The following is a 15,005-nucleotide window of genomic DNA, read 5'->3' as shown; positions in this document are numbered from 1 at the left end:
CAATGCCGGCCGCTTCGGCTATACCGGCCAGGTCTGGCTGCCCGAAACCGGCCTCTACCACTACAAGAACCGGGCGTATCATCCCGAGCTCGGACGCTTCATGCAGACCGACCCCATCGGGGTGAACGGGGGCATGAATCTGTATGCTTATGTGGGCGGGGATCCGGTGAATTTTGTGGATCCGCTGGGGTTGGAAGCAGATGAACGGATCAGGGTCGATGGAACAAGGATCGAATGTCCTTCATATTCCATGTGCGGGAGCCAGATCACCTGGTTCATGGAAATCTTCCTCACCTACCATCTCACGGACTACAAGTTCTTCGACCAGAACGGGAATGTTTGGGCAGGGTCGGGTGGGCAGGAGGGCTCTAATGAAGCGTGTCAGAATTCAGACATTGAATGTATTGTTGTAACTGGCCGCAAGCCATCGATCTTCAGGACCGTTCTTGCGGCGCTGCCGCAGGTTCTTTGGAACAATATCAGGGGAAGATCGTGGGAGAGAGTCCTTGAACGGCGCTTGACAGAGGCGGGGTGTGAGGTGATGTCGCAAGTGAGGATTCATGCGCCATCGGGGCGCTATGCTGTCATTGATCTGGTTGTTCGCCATGATGAAGGTTGGACTTTCCTTGATGCGAAGTACGGGAACGGGGATATGACTTCCCGGCAAGAAGAAGTTTTTGCCGCAATCAATTCGATGTCCGCCATACCTCGTGGCCCCAGAGCGGCGAGTATCGGCCTAACGCCCGGTTTGCCACTTTCCGCTCTGGGGCGGAGTGTAACAGTCGGCGCGAGCGTTATCCGTTGCTCGGGCGCTCCTTATGGATGAGTTGGGCTATAACAGTCTTTGGCGACAGCGCGGGAGGAGAGCTTGAGTGGTGTGCTGTTGAATGAGGTTCGCAGTCGATTGTGCGCGCTCGGCTTCAAGTCCCAAGGTCAAAATAATATCCGACGCTCTCTACCTGGAGGTGTGGACGTTGCTGTGCACTTCCACCAGATGGAGGGGAGTAGGGTGTCGCCGACCGTCTCGTTTGGGGCTCTCAAGTATGCAAAAATCGCTGGGAAAAAGTTGAAATCGAATTTCGGGTTTGAAATCGAGGTAGAAAATATTTCGTTCTACGGGTTTTCCTTGAATAAATTTATGAATCAATATTTTTCTTACTATAATAATTATCTAGATTTATATTGCATAGAAAGAAGCAGCGATGTTCAGATTTTCTGCGACGCATTTTATGATTCTGAGTTTTCTAAAATTTTTCATTGCGCTGGTTTGATTGATGCAGTGCGGGCTGTTAGCGGGGGCGTGTTTAGCAGTGGTGGCGGATACATGTTCCTTGCGTCGATGGTGGTCGCGGAGATTGGGTGCTCAGAGCTGCGTAATGAACTCTATCAGTATGCGGATAAGTACGGGAGCGAACTAGAAAAAGGTTTTTTGCAAGAGTTCGTTCCGTAGGTTTAGGCTTTGTGGCTGTGGCAACTGCGGACCTGACCGGATCACACGTACCTATTACGACACGTCCTACCGGCTGAGCGGTGTCGGGACGTCGATCGATCTGACCTATGATCCGGCGGGGCGCCTGCAGGAGACCTCGGGCACGGGCATCACCCTGCGCGAGATGCAGTATGACGGTCTCGACCTGATCGCGGAATACAGCAACACCGGCACGCTGACGGCGCGGTATGTTCACGGGCCGGGGGCGGACGAGCCGCTGGTGCAATATGCCGGCAGCGCGGTGTCGACGCGGCAATGGCTGCTGGCGGACGAGCGGGGATCGATTGTCGCCGTCACCGACTGGTCGGGCGCGTCGATCCAGATCAACAGCTATGACGAATACGGCGCCCCGGCGCCGGGCAATGCCGGCCGCTTCGGCTATACCGGCCAGGTCTGGCTCCCCGAAACCGGCCTCTACCACTACAAGAACCGGGCGTATAATCCGGAGCTGGGACGCTTCATGCAGACCGATCCCATCGGGGTGAATGGCGGGATGAATCTCTACGCCTATGTCGGCGGGGATCCGGTGAATCTGGTGGATCCGTTGGGGTTGCACCCGGAGTGCGGCACTATTTTCCCGCCCCAACCTAACGATGTCTGCCCGTGGGAAACCCCGGACCCAACGCTTCGTGATCGCTACATTTTTGACGATTGCGATCCCAACGCAACTGCATGTCTATCGGGTCGCGCCTTGGATCAATTCCTGCAGGATATGGCGGAAGGCGTGCCGTATGCGCCCGATTCCGAAGGGAATTTATTGGAGGGCGCCGATGTGGCAACTGGCTGCAATCAAACATGGATGGACATGGCAAATACGGCGGCGCGCTGGTCTGGGAATGTTGCTGGTCTTGGTGCCGGGATGACCATGCTGGGGGGGGTGTCGTTGCTCACGCCAGCAGCGCCTGTCGCTGCTCCGGTTCTTTTGGGGGCCGGTGCGCTGTTGTCATACTCGGCGACAGCTATGCATATTGGGTCGGGAATCGTTCACGGATTGAATGGTGGAAGCTATCAGAACGTATACTCAGGCGCGCTTACCATGCTCGTAGGTGGCTCTGTTGGTAGAGTTGTCGCGAGGGCCGCAGTCAGGGGGCGGTCGATGTTTTCTGCGCCTCTTCGCCAGCATCTGGGGCTTCAGAGAAAGGCTGTAGACGGTGGGGCTAGCTTTGGGGTGGCTACTGGGCTGGGATTTGTGCACGCCATGACTCCAGTTGAGCAAAATTGTGAATAGGTGACGCAGTGTCAATTTCAGAGATTGTGGTAAGGGCAATTTTAGGTGTCGCGTCTGTGGCATTCTCATTTATTTTGATAATTTTTTCTATAATGGGAATCGAAATTCATCCAATAATATTTGTGTTGGCATTTTTGTGCTACGTATCAATATTAGTTGTCGCTTTTCGTTCAAGGTAGACTTGTTGTATCGCGCTTTCATTTGATTTCCTCAGGTCGAATTCGGAGGGGCGGGTGTGCTCATAACTCACCTATGACCAGCATGGCCGGCGCACCCTGCTGACGCGCGGCAATGGCGTGACGACGGATTATGATTACGACGCCGCCTCGCGGCTGGACGAGCTGGTGCAGAACCTGGCCGGCACGTCCGACGATCGCACGCTGAGCTTCAGTCATAATCCGGCGGGCCAGATCACCAGCCGGACGGACAGCAATACCGGCTATGCCTGGACCGACTTCGTCAATTTTGACGAGACGACCAGCTATAACGGTCTCAACCAGTTGCTTTCGGTGACGGCCCAGTCGACGGCGCCGCTCTATGACGGCCGGGGCAACATGACCCGGGATCATCAGGGCCAGACCTATGAATACGATCATTATAACCGGCTGAGCGGTGTCGGGACGTCGATCGATCTGGCCTACGATCCGGCCGGGCGTCTGCAGGAGACCTCGGGCACGGGCATCACCTTCCGCGAGATGCAATATGACGGTCTCGACCTGATCGCGGAATATAATGGTTCCGGCACGCTGACGGCGCGGTATGTTCACGGGCCCGGCGCGGACGAGCCGCTGGTGCAATATGCCGGCACGTCGGTGTCGACGCGGCAATGGCTGCTGGCGGACGAGCGGGGATCGATTGTCGCCGTCACCGACTGGTCGGGCGCGGCGATCCAGATCAACAGCTATGACGAATACGGCGCCCCGGCGAGCGGCAATGCCGGCCGCTTCGGCTATACCGGCCAGGTCTGGCTCCCCGAAACCGGCCTCTACCACTACAAGAACCGGGCGTATCATCCCGAGCTCGGCCGCTTCATGCAGACCGATCCGATCGGGGTGAGCGGGGGCATGAATCTCTACGCTTATGTCGGCGGGGATCCGGTGAATTTTGTGGATCCGTTGGGGTTGGATCCCAACGATTGCGATGACGGCGGGGCGGAGCACGAAGACTGGACGGGGCAATGCCGAAGCTTAACGCAAGTCGGCAATACCCTTATCTGTGACAGGCTGATTCTCATTCCGTCGGCCCCCAGCTTTTCCCGCGGCGGGCTGAACGGAGTGCATTTTGATAGTGGGCCGGGGGCTTCGTCTTACTCAGCCTGTGGAACGGCGCATCAGTCCAACGTTGAAGGTATTGGGGGGAATTTGGATCCGGCGGTTTCCAGGCTTATCGTTCAGGCAAATGTCGTCAGCACCCCGGTCGGGCCTGGCGTGATCCCGTGGGACAGTATGGGGTTTGCGGGGGTGATTGGCGAAGCGCTTGACCTCTTGATCGACCAGGTTATCGGCTCGGCGACATCCGACGGAGTTTTATTGGTTGAGCTGTTTGAGTATCAACGGTTGCCGCCGCAAGACTTTCCATCGGGTCTGGATTCCATTCGTCACGCCTTCCATCCTTATGTCTTGACGAGCTCCACATCGATTCCTGTCAACAGATTTTCGATGTCGACCCCTCGACACATAGAGGTCGGAGGGGCCGATCTTGTTCGGATGCGATTTAATCCGGGGGTGAGAGGCAACATCAATGTTATTATGACATCAAATACTGTTGGAAGGACTGGATGTTAGATGGCTAATCTTTTCCGAGTTTCTCTAGCTTTTTCTTCGATTGCGTTGTCTGCATGCAATTATGGTTCGCATTCGGAAGGGGCATTTTTTGAAAATAATGGAAGGCCGGAGGTGATTTCTAATGGATGCTTTTTGGCTGTTTCTCAACCCATGGAGGAGTGGCGGGTAAACGGAGAAATAGGAAATCTTTATATTAATGAAATTGTGCCTGAGTCTTACAAGCGAGGCAGGCCTCAATTCCCGCCTATAATGAAAAACAATATTGTGTATATATATGTTTCCTGTTCGGAGGAGTATGTCTTGCCGGAAAGCTGGGTGGCTGAGGAGATTAGCGAAGAGCAATATCGGCGCTATCTTGTTGAGTTCGATGGCGGAGAGGGCGCCGGGCACAGGTGAACCTGCCGGACACACATAGTCCTAGATTTGAGTATACCGCCTTGCGGCTGGACGAGCTGGTGCAGAACCTGGCCGGCACGTCCGACGACCGCACCCTGACCTTCAGCCACAATCCGGCGGGCCAGATCACCAGCCGGACGGACAGCAATACCGGCTATGCCTGGACCGACTTCGTCAATTTCGATGAAGCGACCAGCTATAACGGTCTCAACCAGATGCTCTCGGTGACGGGCCAGTCGACGGCGCCGATCCGGCAATTCGTCCCCTTGTCATCCCGGCCGGATGGCCCGCGAAAGCGGGCCGTAGAGCCGGGACCCATACGCGCCAATGTCGGCCGAAAGCAGGTCCGATAGTGGAGACAGCGGGATGTGCACCGGGATTATGGGTCCCGGATCTACGCCCTCCCGGCCTTGAGCCGGGATCAGGGCCGGGCATGCGTCCGGGATGACAAGGAGCGGGCAGTCGCGGTGCTAGCTGCGTTTCACCCGCACATCCCCCAGAAACGTACTCAGACAATCCACCGCGTAGTGCACATGCTCGGGGTGTTCGTCCGGGCCGGCGCTTTCTTCGTCCCGCGGGCCTTCCTTGGCGCGGACGAGGACGGTGGTGAAGCCCATTTCGTGGGCGGTCTTGAGATTGCGCACACTGTCCTCGAAGAAGACGGATTGTGCGGCGGGGATATCGAAACGGGCGGTGAAACGGTCGAAGCCCGCGCGATGGGGTTTGGGCGTGAAGCCGGCGGCCTCGACATCGAAAATATCGTCGAACAGATGGGTGAGGCCGAGACGGCCGAGAATATTCTCGGCATGGCGGCGCGAGCCGTTCGTGTAGACGAGGCGGGTGCCGGGCAGGGCGGCGATGCGGCCGGCCAGGGTGTGGTCGGGATCGATCACGCTGGCATCGATATCGTGCACGAAGTCGAGAAAGGCGCTGCGGTCGATCTCGTGATTGGCCATCAGCCCGTTCAGCGTGGTGCCATAGGTGCGCCAGTAGTGTTTCTGGACCTGGTAGGCCTCGTCCTCGGGCAGGGCGAGGAGCCGGGCGACGAATTGCGTCATGCGGCGGTCGACCTGGCTCATCACCGGCGCGCTGGAGGGGTAGAGCGTGTTGTCCAGGTCGAACACCCAGTGGGTGGCGTGGGTGAGGTCGGCGCCTTGCGGCCCGTCTTCCTGGCCGTCTTTCTGGCCGTCCTGGATACCGGTCTGCCTTTCGCTCATTGCCGCAATCCCTGGAAATCGGCCTCGGTGAGGGTGACGCGCACGCCGCCGTTTTCCGGCTGCGGCACGCGGCGGAAGCCGGCGGCGGTATAGCCGCGCTCGGCGCATTCGGTGCGGCCTTCCGAGACGAAGCGGGCCGGGGCGAGGCAGAAGCGCTCATTGCCGCCGCTCATCGGCCGGCGGCCCTGGCCGGAGACGCGCTCGGCATAGATGAAGGCATTGTCGGTCTCCAGCCGGGCGGCGAGCAGGCGCGCGCATTCGCCCGCATGGATGCGCCACCAGCCGCGCGACTGCCAGATCTCGCCGACCCGGTGGCCGATCGCCGTGGCGATATCGCCGTCGGCCTCGTTGCACACGATCAGGCCGGAACTGGCATTGCGCTCCAGCGCCCGCGCCTCGAGCGCGTCGATCAGGGCGGCATCGCCGGGATTGCCGGAAATACCGGCCTCGGACTGGAAGCGCGAGACGGCACGGCGCGTGGAGCGGCCGTCATAACCGTCGACGCCGGTGACGGCATAGCCAGCCGATTGCAAGAGGCGCTGGATGCCGGCGACCTGGGCGCGGCGGCCGAATTCGGACGGTTCGACCAGTACGGTGCGCTCGCGCGCATCGCCCTCGCGCATGAAGAAGTCGCGCGAGGCCAGGCCCAGGGCGGCGCAGCGCGTATTGGCGACAACCTCGAAATCCGTCTCGTCGACGCACAGCGGCACCGTGCCGCGCCACTCGCGCACGCCGCCGAGATAGGCGGTGGTGGATTTGGCGTAGAAGAAGAGGGGCTGGGTGTCGACGTCCAGATCGACTTCCTGGGCCACCTCGGCGCATTCGCCCGGGCGGACGCGCGTCCAGCCCTCGATGGCGACCCCGCCCTCGACCGCCCAGGCCGCGGCGATGTGCGTGATATAGCTGGTCTCGTTGCAGATCTCGGCCGCCCCGGCACGCGGGCTCGCAAACGCGGCAAGGCCGAGAAGGGCGAGGCAGGCGGCGATCCGGACCGGCAGGCGCATCATCGCATCAGAACTCCGGCAGGAGGGCGGCGATCTCCGCCCGCAGCACATCGATCCCGTCGCCCTTGGCGCTGGTGGTGGCGACGACGCGCGGGAAGGCCGCCGGGCGTTTCATGATCGCCTGCAGCGTTTCCTCGGTGATCCGCTTCACCGCTGGCGGCTTGATCTTGTCGGTCTTGGTCAGGACGATCTGGTAGCTCACGGCCGCCTCGTCGAACACGTCCATGATCTTCTCGTCGACGGGCTTGAGGCCGTGACGGCTGTCGATCAGCAGGTAGACGCGCTTGAGATTGACCCGGCCGCGCAGGAAGTTGCGCGTCAGCTTGGTCCACTTCTCCACCACGTCCTTGGGCGCCTTGGCATAGCCATAGCCCGGCAGGTCGACAATGCGCAGATTGGTGTCGTCGACATTGAAGAAGTTCAGCTCGCGCGTGCGGCCGGGCTCGCCGGAGGCGCGCGCGAGATTGTTCTGCCGCGTCAGGGCATTGATCAGCGAGGACTTGCCGACGTTGGAGCGTCCGGCAAAGGCGATCTCGGTGCGGTCGGGCTCGGGCAGCTGCTGCAGGCTGACCGCGCCCATGATGAAGGTGCAGGGCCGCGAGAAAAGCCGCCGCCCCGCTGCCAGATCGAGATCGTCGTCGCCCGTCAGGACTGGTCTCCCGAAGCCTTGCCCTGCAGCCGCTTGATCAGCTTGTCCAGCTGGGTCTCGTTCCCGTGGCGGCGCATGATGATGTATTGCTGGGCGACCGACAGGAAGTTGTTCCACGCCCAGTAGATCACCAGGCCGGCCGCGAAGGGTGCCAGCACGAAGGTGAAGACGATCGGCAGCATGGCGAAGATGCGCGCCTGCATCGGATCGTTCGGCGGCGGGTTCAGCGCCTGCTGGGCGGCCATGGTGATACCCATGATGATCGGCCAGGCGCCGATGCCCAGAACCCCGCCGATCAGCCAGATGCCGGACGGATCGTAGGGGATGAGACCGAACAGGTTCCACACATTCGTCGGGTCCGGCGCCGACAGGTCGCGGATCCAGCCGAAGAAGGGCGCGTGGCGCATCTCGATGGCGTTGAACAGGGTCTGATACAGCGCGAAGAAGATCGGGATCTGCGGCAGGATCGGCAAACAGCCGGCCAGCGGATTGATCTTCTCTTTCTTGTACAGCTCCATCAGCGCCTGCTGCTGCTTCTGGGTATCGGCAGCATAGCGCTCCTTGATTTCCTGCATTTTCGGCTGCACCGCCTTCATCTTCGCCATCGAGGCGTAGGCGCGGTTGGCCAGCGGGAACATGAAGAGCTTGATGATCAGGGTCAGAGCCAGGATGGCCAGGCCGAACTGGCCGATAACGCCTTCCAGCAGGTGCAGCAGCCAGACGAAGGGCCGGGTGAGGAACCACAGCCAGCCCCAGTTGATCGACATGTCGAAGCGCTCGATGCCGTAGTCTTCCTCGACCGCGTCGAGCACGTCCAGCTCCTTGGCGCCGGCGAAGACATAGGCCGTCGAGGTCATCGAGGCGCCCGGCGCAAGCTCGCGCGTTGCTTCGATATAGGTGGCTTCATAGGCGTCGACGGCGCCGCGCTCGCGGATGCGGAAATTGGCGGTGAAGGCGACGTCCTGGTCGGGAATGGCGGCGGCCATCCAGTAGCGCTGGGTGATGCCGACCCAGCCGCCGGTGCCGGAGACTTCCTCCTCGCCTTCGCCCTTGGCGAGACGCTGGAACTTGGTGCGGGTGACGGCGCCGTCGACGACCGCCAGCGGGCCCTCGAACACGGCGATATTGTTCACCAGGTCTTCGGGAATGCCTTCATGGCGCACCAGGCCGTAGCGGGCGAGATCGACCGGCTGGCCGGAATTGTTCGTCACCGTGTCGGCGATCGTGAACATGTAGTTCTCGTCCAGCGAGACGGTGCGTTCGAAGCGCAGGCCCGAAGCGGTCTCGTGGACCAGCACGACGGGTGTTTCCGGCGTCAGGCGGCTGCCCGAGGCCAGCGTCCACTCCGCGGCATTGCCCGGCAGGTCGGAAAAGCCCGGCGTGGCCGACTGCCAGCCGTCACGGGCGTAGAAGGTGTGTTCGGTACCGATCGGGTTGAGCAGGGCGATCGGGGTGTCATTGTCGACGGTGACCGTGTGACGGCGCAGGCGGATATCGTCAAAGCGCGAACCGGTCAGCGAGAGCGAGCCTAGGACGGCCGGACCCTCGATCTCCACACGCTGCACATCGCCCAGCGCGTCGTCACGCGTTTCATAGGCGGGCGCCGCTTCGGTGTCGGGCAATTGCAGGTCGGGATCGGCCTCGGCCAGTTCGCCGGCGGCTTCCAGGGCTTCCTGGCGCTCGGCCTCGCGGGCTTCCTGGGCCGGGCGCAGGAAGAAGAACTCATAGCCCAGCATGATGGCCAGGATCAGACCCAGCGCGATAAACAGATTGCGTTGTTCTTCGCCCATGAAAACTCGGCCTTTCAGGCTGTTTGTCCCTTGCCACCCGGAGCTCCGTCTTCGGCGAGGCTCACCAGTGCGCTTTTGACATCCCCCATCAGACGCGGCCAGTCCTTTGCGGACGTGGACGCACGCGCGATGAATACATAGTCAAAGCCGGGCTGTCCGTGGAGGGGGAGTAGCAGCCTTGCGGCCTCGCGCAAACGGCGTTTGCAGCGATTCCGGACAACTGCGCCGCCGATCTTGCGCGTGGCGGTGAAGCCTGCGCCGACCGTATCGTACAAACAAGAAGAGCCGTCCCGTCTTCGCGCCTGGATGACGACGCTGGACCGGACGGCTTTCTTGCCTTGGGCGACGAACAAGAATTCGCGCCGCTTTTTCAGCCGATTAACGGCCAGCGGCTGCGTGTCCATCGTATTTAGGCGGACAGGCGCTTGCGGCCTTTGGCCCGGCGGCGGGCCAGAACCTGACGGCCGTTTTTCGTCGCCATGCGCGCACGGAAGCCGTGCCGACGCTTGCGGACGAGCTTGGACGGTTGAAATGTGCGTTTCACGGTCGCGCTCCATCGGCGTTCAATTCGAGAGCGGCGGCTAATACGCGGCCCATCCGGCCACGTCAAGGGCGGGTGCCGCAGATTGCGCAGGCAAAAGCCCTGTTCGCTACCATGGCCGGGGCAGGCCGGCTGCTCATCGCCTTCCGCTTGCCGCACCCGGACGCCTAGGCTATTCGGCCTGCCAGCTCATGGTCAACGATCCGGACACCGATTCTTCCCGCCCGAGCGAGGAAGGCCAGCCGCCGCACCGCCGGGGTGTCGGGCCGTTGATCGACAGCCTGCCCGGGCAGTTGCTGATGGTCACGCTGGGCCTGATCGCGGCTGGCGTGGCGCTGATCTATTTTCCGGCCGCCGCCGGCTTCCGCATGCAATGGATGAGCGACCGTGCCGAGGCGGCGCACCTGGCCGCGCTGGCGGCCGATGTGGCGCCGGGCGGTGCGCTGGGCGAGGACGAGGTGCGGGCGCTGCTGATGGGCGCCGATGCCGTCGCCGTGTCCCGCGTGCGCGACGGCATGAACGAGCTGGTGCTCTATTCCGGCCCGATCGGCGAGGGGCTGGTGGAGACGGATCTGCGCAAGGCGGGCTGGTTCACCCATCTTCGCGACACGGTCGATGTGCTGTTCGCCCCGCCGGGCCGGCTGTTGCGCATCCGGGCCGAGCCGATGGGGGCGCCGGGCGAGACGATCGACGTGATTGTGCGCGAAACGCCGCTGCGGGCGGAATTGCACGCCTTCTCGCGCTGGCTGCTGGTGTGGGCGAGTATCGGGGCCGCGATCGCCGGAGCGGTGATCTATGCCGCGCTCTTCTACCTCTTTGTGCGCCCGATGCGGCGGCTGGCGGCGGCGATGACGCATTTCAGCGCCGATCCGTCCGACCCCGCGCGTGCGATCCGGCCATCCGGTGCGCGCACCGAGATCGGCCAGGCCGAAGCGGAGCTGGCGCGCATGCAGGCCGATATCCGTCAGGCACTGCACCAGCGCGAGCGCCTGGCGGCCCTCGGTGGCGCCGTCGCCAAGATCAATCACGATCTGCGCAATGTGCTGGCCAGCGCCCAGCTGGTCTCCGACCGGCTCGCGACCGAGAGCGATGAGCGGGTGCGCAAGATGGGCGAGCGGCTGGTCCGTGCCGTCGACCGTGGTATCCGCCTGTGCGAGGCGACGCTGCAATACGGCCGGGCCGAGGAAACACCGCCGGTGCGGGCCGCCGTGCCGGCGCGGGCGCTGCTGGACGAGGTGGTGGCCGATGCCGGTCTGGCGGGCTCCGGCGTCAGCTGGGACAACCGCGTCGCGGACACGCTGCTGCTGGATGCCGATCCGGACCAGGCGCACCGTCTCTTTCTCAACCTGTGCCGCAATGCCATCCAGGCGATGCAGGAGCAGGCCGGTGAGCGCGCGCTTGTGGCTGTCTCAACTCTTGTGGATGGCCAGGCCGTCATCGAGATCCGCGATACCGGTCCCGGCCTGCCGCCCAAGGCGCGCGAGCGCCTGTTCGAGGCCTTCTCCGGATCGGTCCGCAAGGGCGGCACCGGCCTCGGCCTCTCCATCGCCCGCGAACTCGCCCGCGCTCATGGCGGCGATGTCGAGCTTGTCGAGAGCGATGCGGCGGGAACGGTGTTCGCGGTGCGGCTGCCGGTGGTTTAGGGGGGCATAAACTCCAGCAGCGTCATCCCCCGGACAAGCCGGGGGATGACGATGGTGTTGGGGCGGTAGAGTCCTTACACCCGCTCGCTCACCTTGATCGCGATCTTGCAGCCGGCCTGGATGGCGCGGGAGAGGAGGGCGTAGCCGGGGGCTTCCTTTGCGCCTTCCTCGACGGCGAGGTCGCGGTGCTCGATCTCTTCCAGACGGAATTTTTCGAACAGCTCGGCCAGCTCGTCCTCGCCCATCGCCTTCAGCTCGGCGACCTGGCCGGCATAATGGCGTTCGATGACGGTCTCGACGGCTTCGGTGCAGGCATGGGCCGCCTTTTCGCCCATCAGCGCGGTGACGGCGCCCAGCGCGTGACCGGCGACGTCCCAGACGGGGGCCAGCGCGGTGGGGCGGGCGTCGTGTTCGAAGATCAGCCGGTCGAACGTGTCGAGATGGTGCTGCTCGTCGGCCTCCATCTCCTCCAGCTGGGCGGCGATACGGGCCTTGTGCGGCAATTGTCCGAACACGGCGCGCTGACCCTGATAGATCGCCACGGCGCCATATTCGCCGGCATGGTCGACGCGGACCATCTGCTCGATCCGCGTCCGGTCGCGGCGGCGGCCGGGCAAAGGCGGGCGGGGTGCGCGTTGCGCGGTCATGACTTCAGCCCCCGGATGCCCACGGCGATCGACAGGCCGGCCATCGCGGCCGAGATCAGCGCGTTATAGCCTGCCATCGAGATGCCCAGCAGTGTCCAGGCCGCCTCGTCGCACAGGACGACGGGGCGCTGGCCGTCCAGCGCGGCGAGCACGTCGGAGACCGACACGCTGCCGCCCGAAGCGGTGCAGGTTTCCGGACCATCCCACCATTTGTACTCGATCCCCGCATGCCAGGCCGAAAAGCCCGCCGAGAAGATCAGCACGGCCGCCACGGCGAAAATCATGAAGGGTGCGAAACGGGCAAGACCCGGGCGGGCGATCATCAGGCCGCCGAAGGCCAAGCCCAGAGCGATCACCGCCATATGGATATGGCGCTGGTCGTAGCACAAGGCGCAGGGATCGTAGTGGCCGATATACTGGAAGCCCCAGGCGCCCAGAAGCAGAAGAAGCGAGCCGCCTGCCATCAGCAGGGGCCAGCGCGAAAGGGGGAACTGGGTCAGAACAGGTGTCATGGTGTCCATTGTTGCAAGTACCGGGCAATCTAGCGGCCGGGCCCGAACATGTACCGCGACCAATTCGCACAGACCTGCCGGCCCGCTAAACCAGGGACCGGAGGAAGTCCTTGGCTATATCAATCATGGCATAGCCGAAAACCAACAAAAGCGTGATCCACACCAGACCCAGGATCAGGCCGGCAATGATCAGCAGCCCGTCGCGGGTCAGAAGGCCCAGCGCGGCGATGGCGAGCGCGATCCCCGGCGTGGTGTTGGTGGCCGGCAGCGGCACCAGGATCGAGGCGCAGAAGATCATGAAGATGACGCCGATCGCGCGCTCGGCCGACGGGCCGGACAGGAAACGCAGGCGCGGCCGGGCGAGCGCTTCCAGCCAGCCGAACCATTTGCGGCCGCTGCGCGCCATCCGGTCCAGACCGGCCTTGGACAGGCGCCGCGCCTTGAACTTCACCGGCAGCCAGGGTTCGTCGCGGCCCATCGCCATCTGGGCCGCCAGTGCCATCATCGGCAGCGACATGACCTGCGGCACGCCATAGAGGAAGGGGATGGAAACCGGCAGGGCCATGGCGAACAGGATGATGCCGAAGGCGCGCTCGCCGAGGGCGTCGACGAATTCGCCCAGCGTGCAGCCCTCCTCGCCCGTGTCTGCGGCAATAGCTTCCAGGGCCGACAGGAGGCCCCGGTTTTCGGCTGCATCGGTCATGCGGATCGTGTCCTGACAAACGGTGTCGAGATGCGCGGACACTAGCCAGCGCGGCCCGTCCCGTCGAGCGCAATGGCTTGTTGACTTGCCGGGGGTTCGCGGTCAGCTTGCGGCGCGCTCGGGCGGCGGCTTTACCCCGCCCCGGAGCCCCTGTGGCGGAATTGGTAGACGCGACGGATTCAAAATCCGTTTCCGCAAGGAGTGTCAGTTCGAGTCTGACCAGGGGCACCAGCCTACGCTCGCTTGCGCGAGCTTCGGCTAGGCAAGCCGTGCCCTATCCTCGAGCGTAGGCTGTCTCGCCGAAGCCTTGGCGAAGGCGGACTGTTCGTGACAAGCCATCCGCCACACCATCCACCACCACCGCCAGCCAGCGCTTTCACGCTGCCAATTGCAACTTTTGATCGGCGGACGTGTTCGCGGCCTCGTCAGATGCGGTCCGGAGTGCTAGCGTCGGCACCGGCCAGCTGGCGGGGTGAGTTTGAGGAGGCGGGCCTTGCTGTCACCGGGTAGTGCGTTGATTTTTGCGCGTTTCGCGCTGGCGCTGACTTTCTTGTGGTTCGGCGCCATGGATTTCACAAGCGTCGGCACGGCGATCACGTCGAGCTGGCTTGATGGTCATGCCATGCTGCCGGATGTGTCCGACCAGGCGTCTTCGGCCGCGCGGGCAATCGGCGTCTACCAGATCGTCATGGCCGTACTGATCGGCCTGCCCATTCCCTCCGGCAGCTTCAGGCGTATCGGCTTTGCCATGCTCGGCCTGTTCTGCGTCGGCGCGCTGACGCTGATGCTCACCAATCCGGTCTGGATCGCGGCCGAGGGCGGTTTTCCGGCCATCGGCGCGGGTCAGGACATCATCAAATATCTCGCCATTCTCGGTCTCGCCCTGTGGTGCGGCTCCTTCGACAATACGCGCATGTTCTCCAACCGGTATTCGCAGATGCGGGTATGGGCACAGCTGGTGATGTGGGCCGGGCTGGTGCTGGTGCTCGGCTGGATCGGCGCGATGAAATTCACCGCCACCGAGGCGGCCGGGATCGAACCGCTCGTGCGCTCGCACCTCTTCTTCTACTGGATGCCCGGCCAGATCGGTCTCCAGGGCACCTCCTATGCGATCGGCGCGATCGAGCTGTTCACGGTCGCCGCGCTCTTCGGTTTCTGGTTCTCGACCCGAGCCTACCGGACCGGGCTTTTCCTGGCCGCGGTGACCTTCTGCGTGACCCTGTCCTTCCTGGTCACCTTCTCCGGATCCTGGGAGAGCGAGCTGGGCGGTTTCCCGGCGCTGGCATCGGCCGGGCATTTCATCCTGAAGGATCTGCCCCTGCTGGCGGTCTGCCTTGCTCTCGCTGCGGAAACCGGCCGCGAAGGGACGCGCTACCGGCGGTGATCCGCCGGTTGACGCGGA

The 15,005-nt window shown here is 62.9% G+C and carries 17 protein-coding genes and 1 tRNA gene; 9 read left to right on the top strand and 9 right to left on the bottom strand.

Annotation, left to right across the window (positions count from 1 at the left end; translation table 11 throughout):
- The 6 genes from JJ918_RS14190 to JJ918_RS14165 form a co-directional block, all read left to right on the top strand.
- The coding region (locus tag JJ918_RS14190) for an RHS repeat-associated core domain-containing protein (RefSeq protein ID WP_291888610.1) at positions 1-826 on the top strand (826 nt) is incomplete at its 5' end.
- Positions 827-868: 42 nt separating this feature from the next.
- Positions 869-1,450 (top strand): hypothetical protein, encoded by a 582-nt coding sequence (locus tag JJ918_RS14185; protein WP_291888608.1) that lies wholly within the window; start codon positions 869-871, stop codon positions 1,448-1,450.
- 163 nt (positions 1,451-1,613) lie between these two features.
- Entirely contained in the window at positions 1,614-2,717 is a 1,104-nt protein-coding gene (locus tag JJ918_RS14180; RefSeq protein ID WP_291888606.1) for an RHS repeat-associated core domain-containing protein, read from the top strand.
- Positions 2,718-3,013: 296 nt separating this feature from the next.
- Positions 3,014-4,501, top strand: coding sequence for an RHS repeat-associated core domain-containing protein (locus tag JJ918_RS14175; RefSeq protein WP_291888604.1), 1,488 nt, complete (start codon positions 3,014-3,016; stop codon positions 4,499-4,501).
- A complete protein-coding gene (locus JJ918_RS14170) occupies positions 4,502-4,897 on the top strand; it encodes a hypothetical protein (protein ID WP_291888602.1) in 396 nt (131 codons plus the stop codon). It abuts the gene before it with no gap.
- Positions 4,898-4,938: 41 nt separating this feature from the next.
- Positions 4,939-5,250, top strand: a complete 312-nt coding sequence (locus tag JJ918_RS14165; RefSeq protein ID WP_291888600.1) for a hypothetical protein — start codon at positions 4,939-4,941, stop codon at positions 5,248-5,250.
- Between the two features lie 117 nt (positions 5,251-5,367).
- Here the strand turns inward: JJ918_RS14165 and JJ918_RS14160 are convergent, their stop codons facing one another.
- From JJ918_RS14160 to rpmH, 6 genes are all read right to left on the bottom strand, one after another.
- Positions 5,368-6,114 (bottom strand): pyrimidine 5'-nucleotidase, encoded by a 747-nt coding sequence (locus JJ918_RS14160; RefSeq protein ID WP_291888598.1) that lies wholly within the window; start codon positions 6,112-6,114, stop codon positions 5,368-5,370.
- Positions 6,111-7,121 carry a DUF1036 domain-containing protein gene (locus JJ918_RS14155; protein ID WP_291888596.1) on the bottom strand — a complete coding sequence of 337 codons (1,011 nt, stop codon included), beginning with the start codon at positions 7,119-7,121 and terminating at the stop codon, positions 6,111-6,113. The genes JJ918_RS14160 and JJ918_RS14155 overlap by 4 nt, the downstream gene beginning before the upstream one ends.
- 4 nt (positions 7,122-7,125) lie before the next feature.
- Complete coding sequence (gene yihA, locus JJ918_RS14150; protein WP_291888594.1) at positions 7,126-7,698, bottom strand: ribosome biogenesis GTP-binding protein YihA/YsxC; 573 nt, start codon at positions 7,696-7,698, stop codon at positions 7,126-7,128.
- A 65-nt stretch (positions 7,699-7,763) separates the two neighbouring features.
- Entirely contained in the window at positions 7,764-9,557 is a 1,794-nt protein-coding gene (gene yidC, locus JJ918_RS14145) for a membrane protein insertase YidC (protein ID WP_291888592.1), read from the bottom strand.
- Between the two features lie 14 nt (positions 9,558-9,571).
- Positions 9,572-9,961 (bottom strand): ribonuclease P protein component, encoded by a 390-nt coding sequence (gene rnpA, locus JJ918_RS14140; RefSeq protein ID WP_291888590.1) that lies wholly within the window; start codon positions 9,959-9,961, stop codon positions 9,572-9,574.
- Positions 9,962-9,966: 5 nt separating this feature from the next.
- Positions 9,967-10,101, bottom strand: coding sequence for a 50S ribosomal protein L34 (gene rpmH / locus JJ918_RS14135; protein ID WP_271186404.1), 135 nt, complete (start codon positions 10,099-10,101; stop codon positions 9,967-9,969).
- Between the two features lie 188 nt (positions 10,102-10,289).
- Between rpmH and JJ918_RS14130 the strand changes: the two genes are divergently transcribed.
- Positions 10,290-11,741: a HAMP domain-containing sensor histidine kinase gene (locus JJ918_RS14130; protein WP_291888588.1), complete on the top strand. Its 1,452-nt coding sequence runs from the start codon at positions 10,290-10,292 to the stop codon at positions 11,739-11,741.
- Positions 11,742-11,815: 74 nt separating this feature from the next.
- Here the strand turns inward: JJ918_RS14130 and JJ918_RS14125 are convergent, their stop codons facing one another.
- The 3 genes from JJ918_RS14125 to JJ918_RS14115 all read right to left on the bottom strand — a co-directional run bounded on the left by JJ918_RS14125 (position 11,816) and on the right by JJ918_RS14115 (position 13,603).
- Complete coding sequence (locus tag JJ918_RS14125) at positions 11,816-12,388, bottom strand: demethoxyubiquinone hydroxylase family protein (RefSeq protein WP_291888585.1); 573 nt, start codon at positions 12,386-12,388, stop codon at positions 11,816-11,818.
- On the bottom strand, positions 12,385-12,900 hold the full coding sequence (locus JJ918_RS14120) for a disulfide bond formation protein B (protein WP_291888583.1): 516 nt from the start codon (positions 12,898-12,900) through the stop codon (positions 12,385-12,387). Before JJ918_RS14120 ends, JJ918_RS14125 begins: the two co-directional genes overlap by 4 nt.
- Positions 12,901-12,985: 85 nt before the next feature.
- Positions 12,986-13,603 (bottom strand): exopolysaccharide biosynthesis protein, encoded by a 618-nt coding sequence (locus tag JJ918_RS14115; RefSeq protein ID WP_291888582.1) that lies wholly within the window; start codon positions 13,601-13,603, stop codon positions 12,986-12,988.
- Positions 13,604-13,749: 146 nt separating this feature from the next.
- Between JJ918_RS14115 and JJ918_RS14110 the strand changes: the two genes are divergently transcribed.
- A tRNA-Leu gene (locus JJ918_RS14110) sits at positions 13,750-13,834 on the top strand.
- Between the two features lie 262 nt (positions 13,835-14,096).
- On the top strand, positions 14,097-14,987 hold the full coding sequence (locus JJ918_RS14105; RefSeq protein ID WP_291888580.1) for a DUF417 family protein: 891 nt from the start codon (positions 14,097-14,099) through the stop codon (positions 14,985-14,987).
- The last annotated feature ends 18 nt before the right edge of the window (positions 14,988-15,005 follow it).

The sequence above is a fragment of the Maricaulis sp. genome (assembly GCF_017642925.1).
Taxonomy (GTDB): domain Bacteria; phylum Pseudomonadota; class Alphaproteobacteria; order Caulobacterales; family Maricaulaceae; genus Maricaulis.
Note: the sequence above shows the minus strand (reverse complement) of the source record. Positions and strands in the feature narration are given on the sequence as shown.

What these genes read in the sequence shown, in the direction of transcription:
- yidC (WP_291888592.1), bottom strand. Translation starts at nt 9,557, where the DNA reads ATGGGCGAAGAACAACGCAATCTGTTTATCGCGCTGGGTCTGATCCTG.
- JJ918_RS14130 (WP_291888588.1), top strand. Translation starts at nt 10,290, where the DNA reads ATGGTCAACGATCCGGACACCGATTCTTCCCGCCCGAGCGAGGAAGGC.
- JJ918_RS14125 (WP_291888585.1), bottom strand. Translation starts at nt 12,388, where the DNA reads ATGACCGCGCAACGCGCACCCCGCCCGCCTTTGCCCGGCCGCCGCCGC.
- yihA (WP_291888594.1), bottom strand. Translation starts at nt 7,698, where the DNA reads ATGGGCGCGGTCAGCCTGCAGCAGCTGCCCGAGCCCGACCGCACCGAG.
- JJ918_RS14160 (WP_291888598.1), bottom strand. Translation starts at nt 6,114, where the DNA reads ATGAGCGAAAGGCAGACCGGTATCCAGGACGGCCAGAAAGACGGCCAG.
- JJ918_RS14120 (WP_291888583.1), bottom strand. Translation starts at nt 12,900, where the DNA reads ATGACACCTGTTCTGACCCAGTTCCCCCTTTCGCGCTGGCCCCTGCTG.
- JJ918_RS14155 (WP_291888596.1), bottom strand. Translation starts at nt 7,121, where the DNA reads ATGATGCGCCTGCCGGTCCGGATCGCCGCCTGCCTCGCCCTTCTCGGC.
- JJ918_RS14115 (WP_291888582.1), bottom strand. Translation starts at nt 13,603, where the DNA reads ATGACCGATGCAGCCGAAAACCGGGGCCTCCTGTCGGCCCTGGAAGCT.
- rnpA (WP_291888590.1), bottom strand. Translation starts at nt 9,961, where the DNA reads ATGGACACGCAGCCGCTGGCCGTTAATCGGCTGAAAAAGCGGCGCGAA.
- JJ918_RS14180 (WP_291888606.1), top strand. Translation starts at nt 1,614, where the DNA reads ATGCAGTATGACGGTCTCGACCTGATCGCGGAATACAGCAACACCGGC.
- JJ918_RS14170 (WP_291888602.1), top strand. Translation starts at nt 4,502, where the DNA reads ATGGCTAATCTTTTCCGAGTTTCTCTAGCTTTTTCTTCGATTGCGTTG.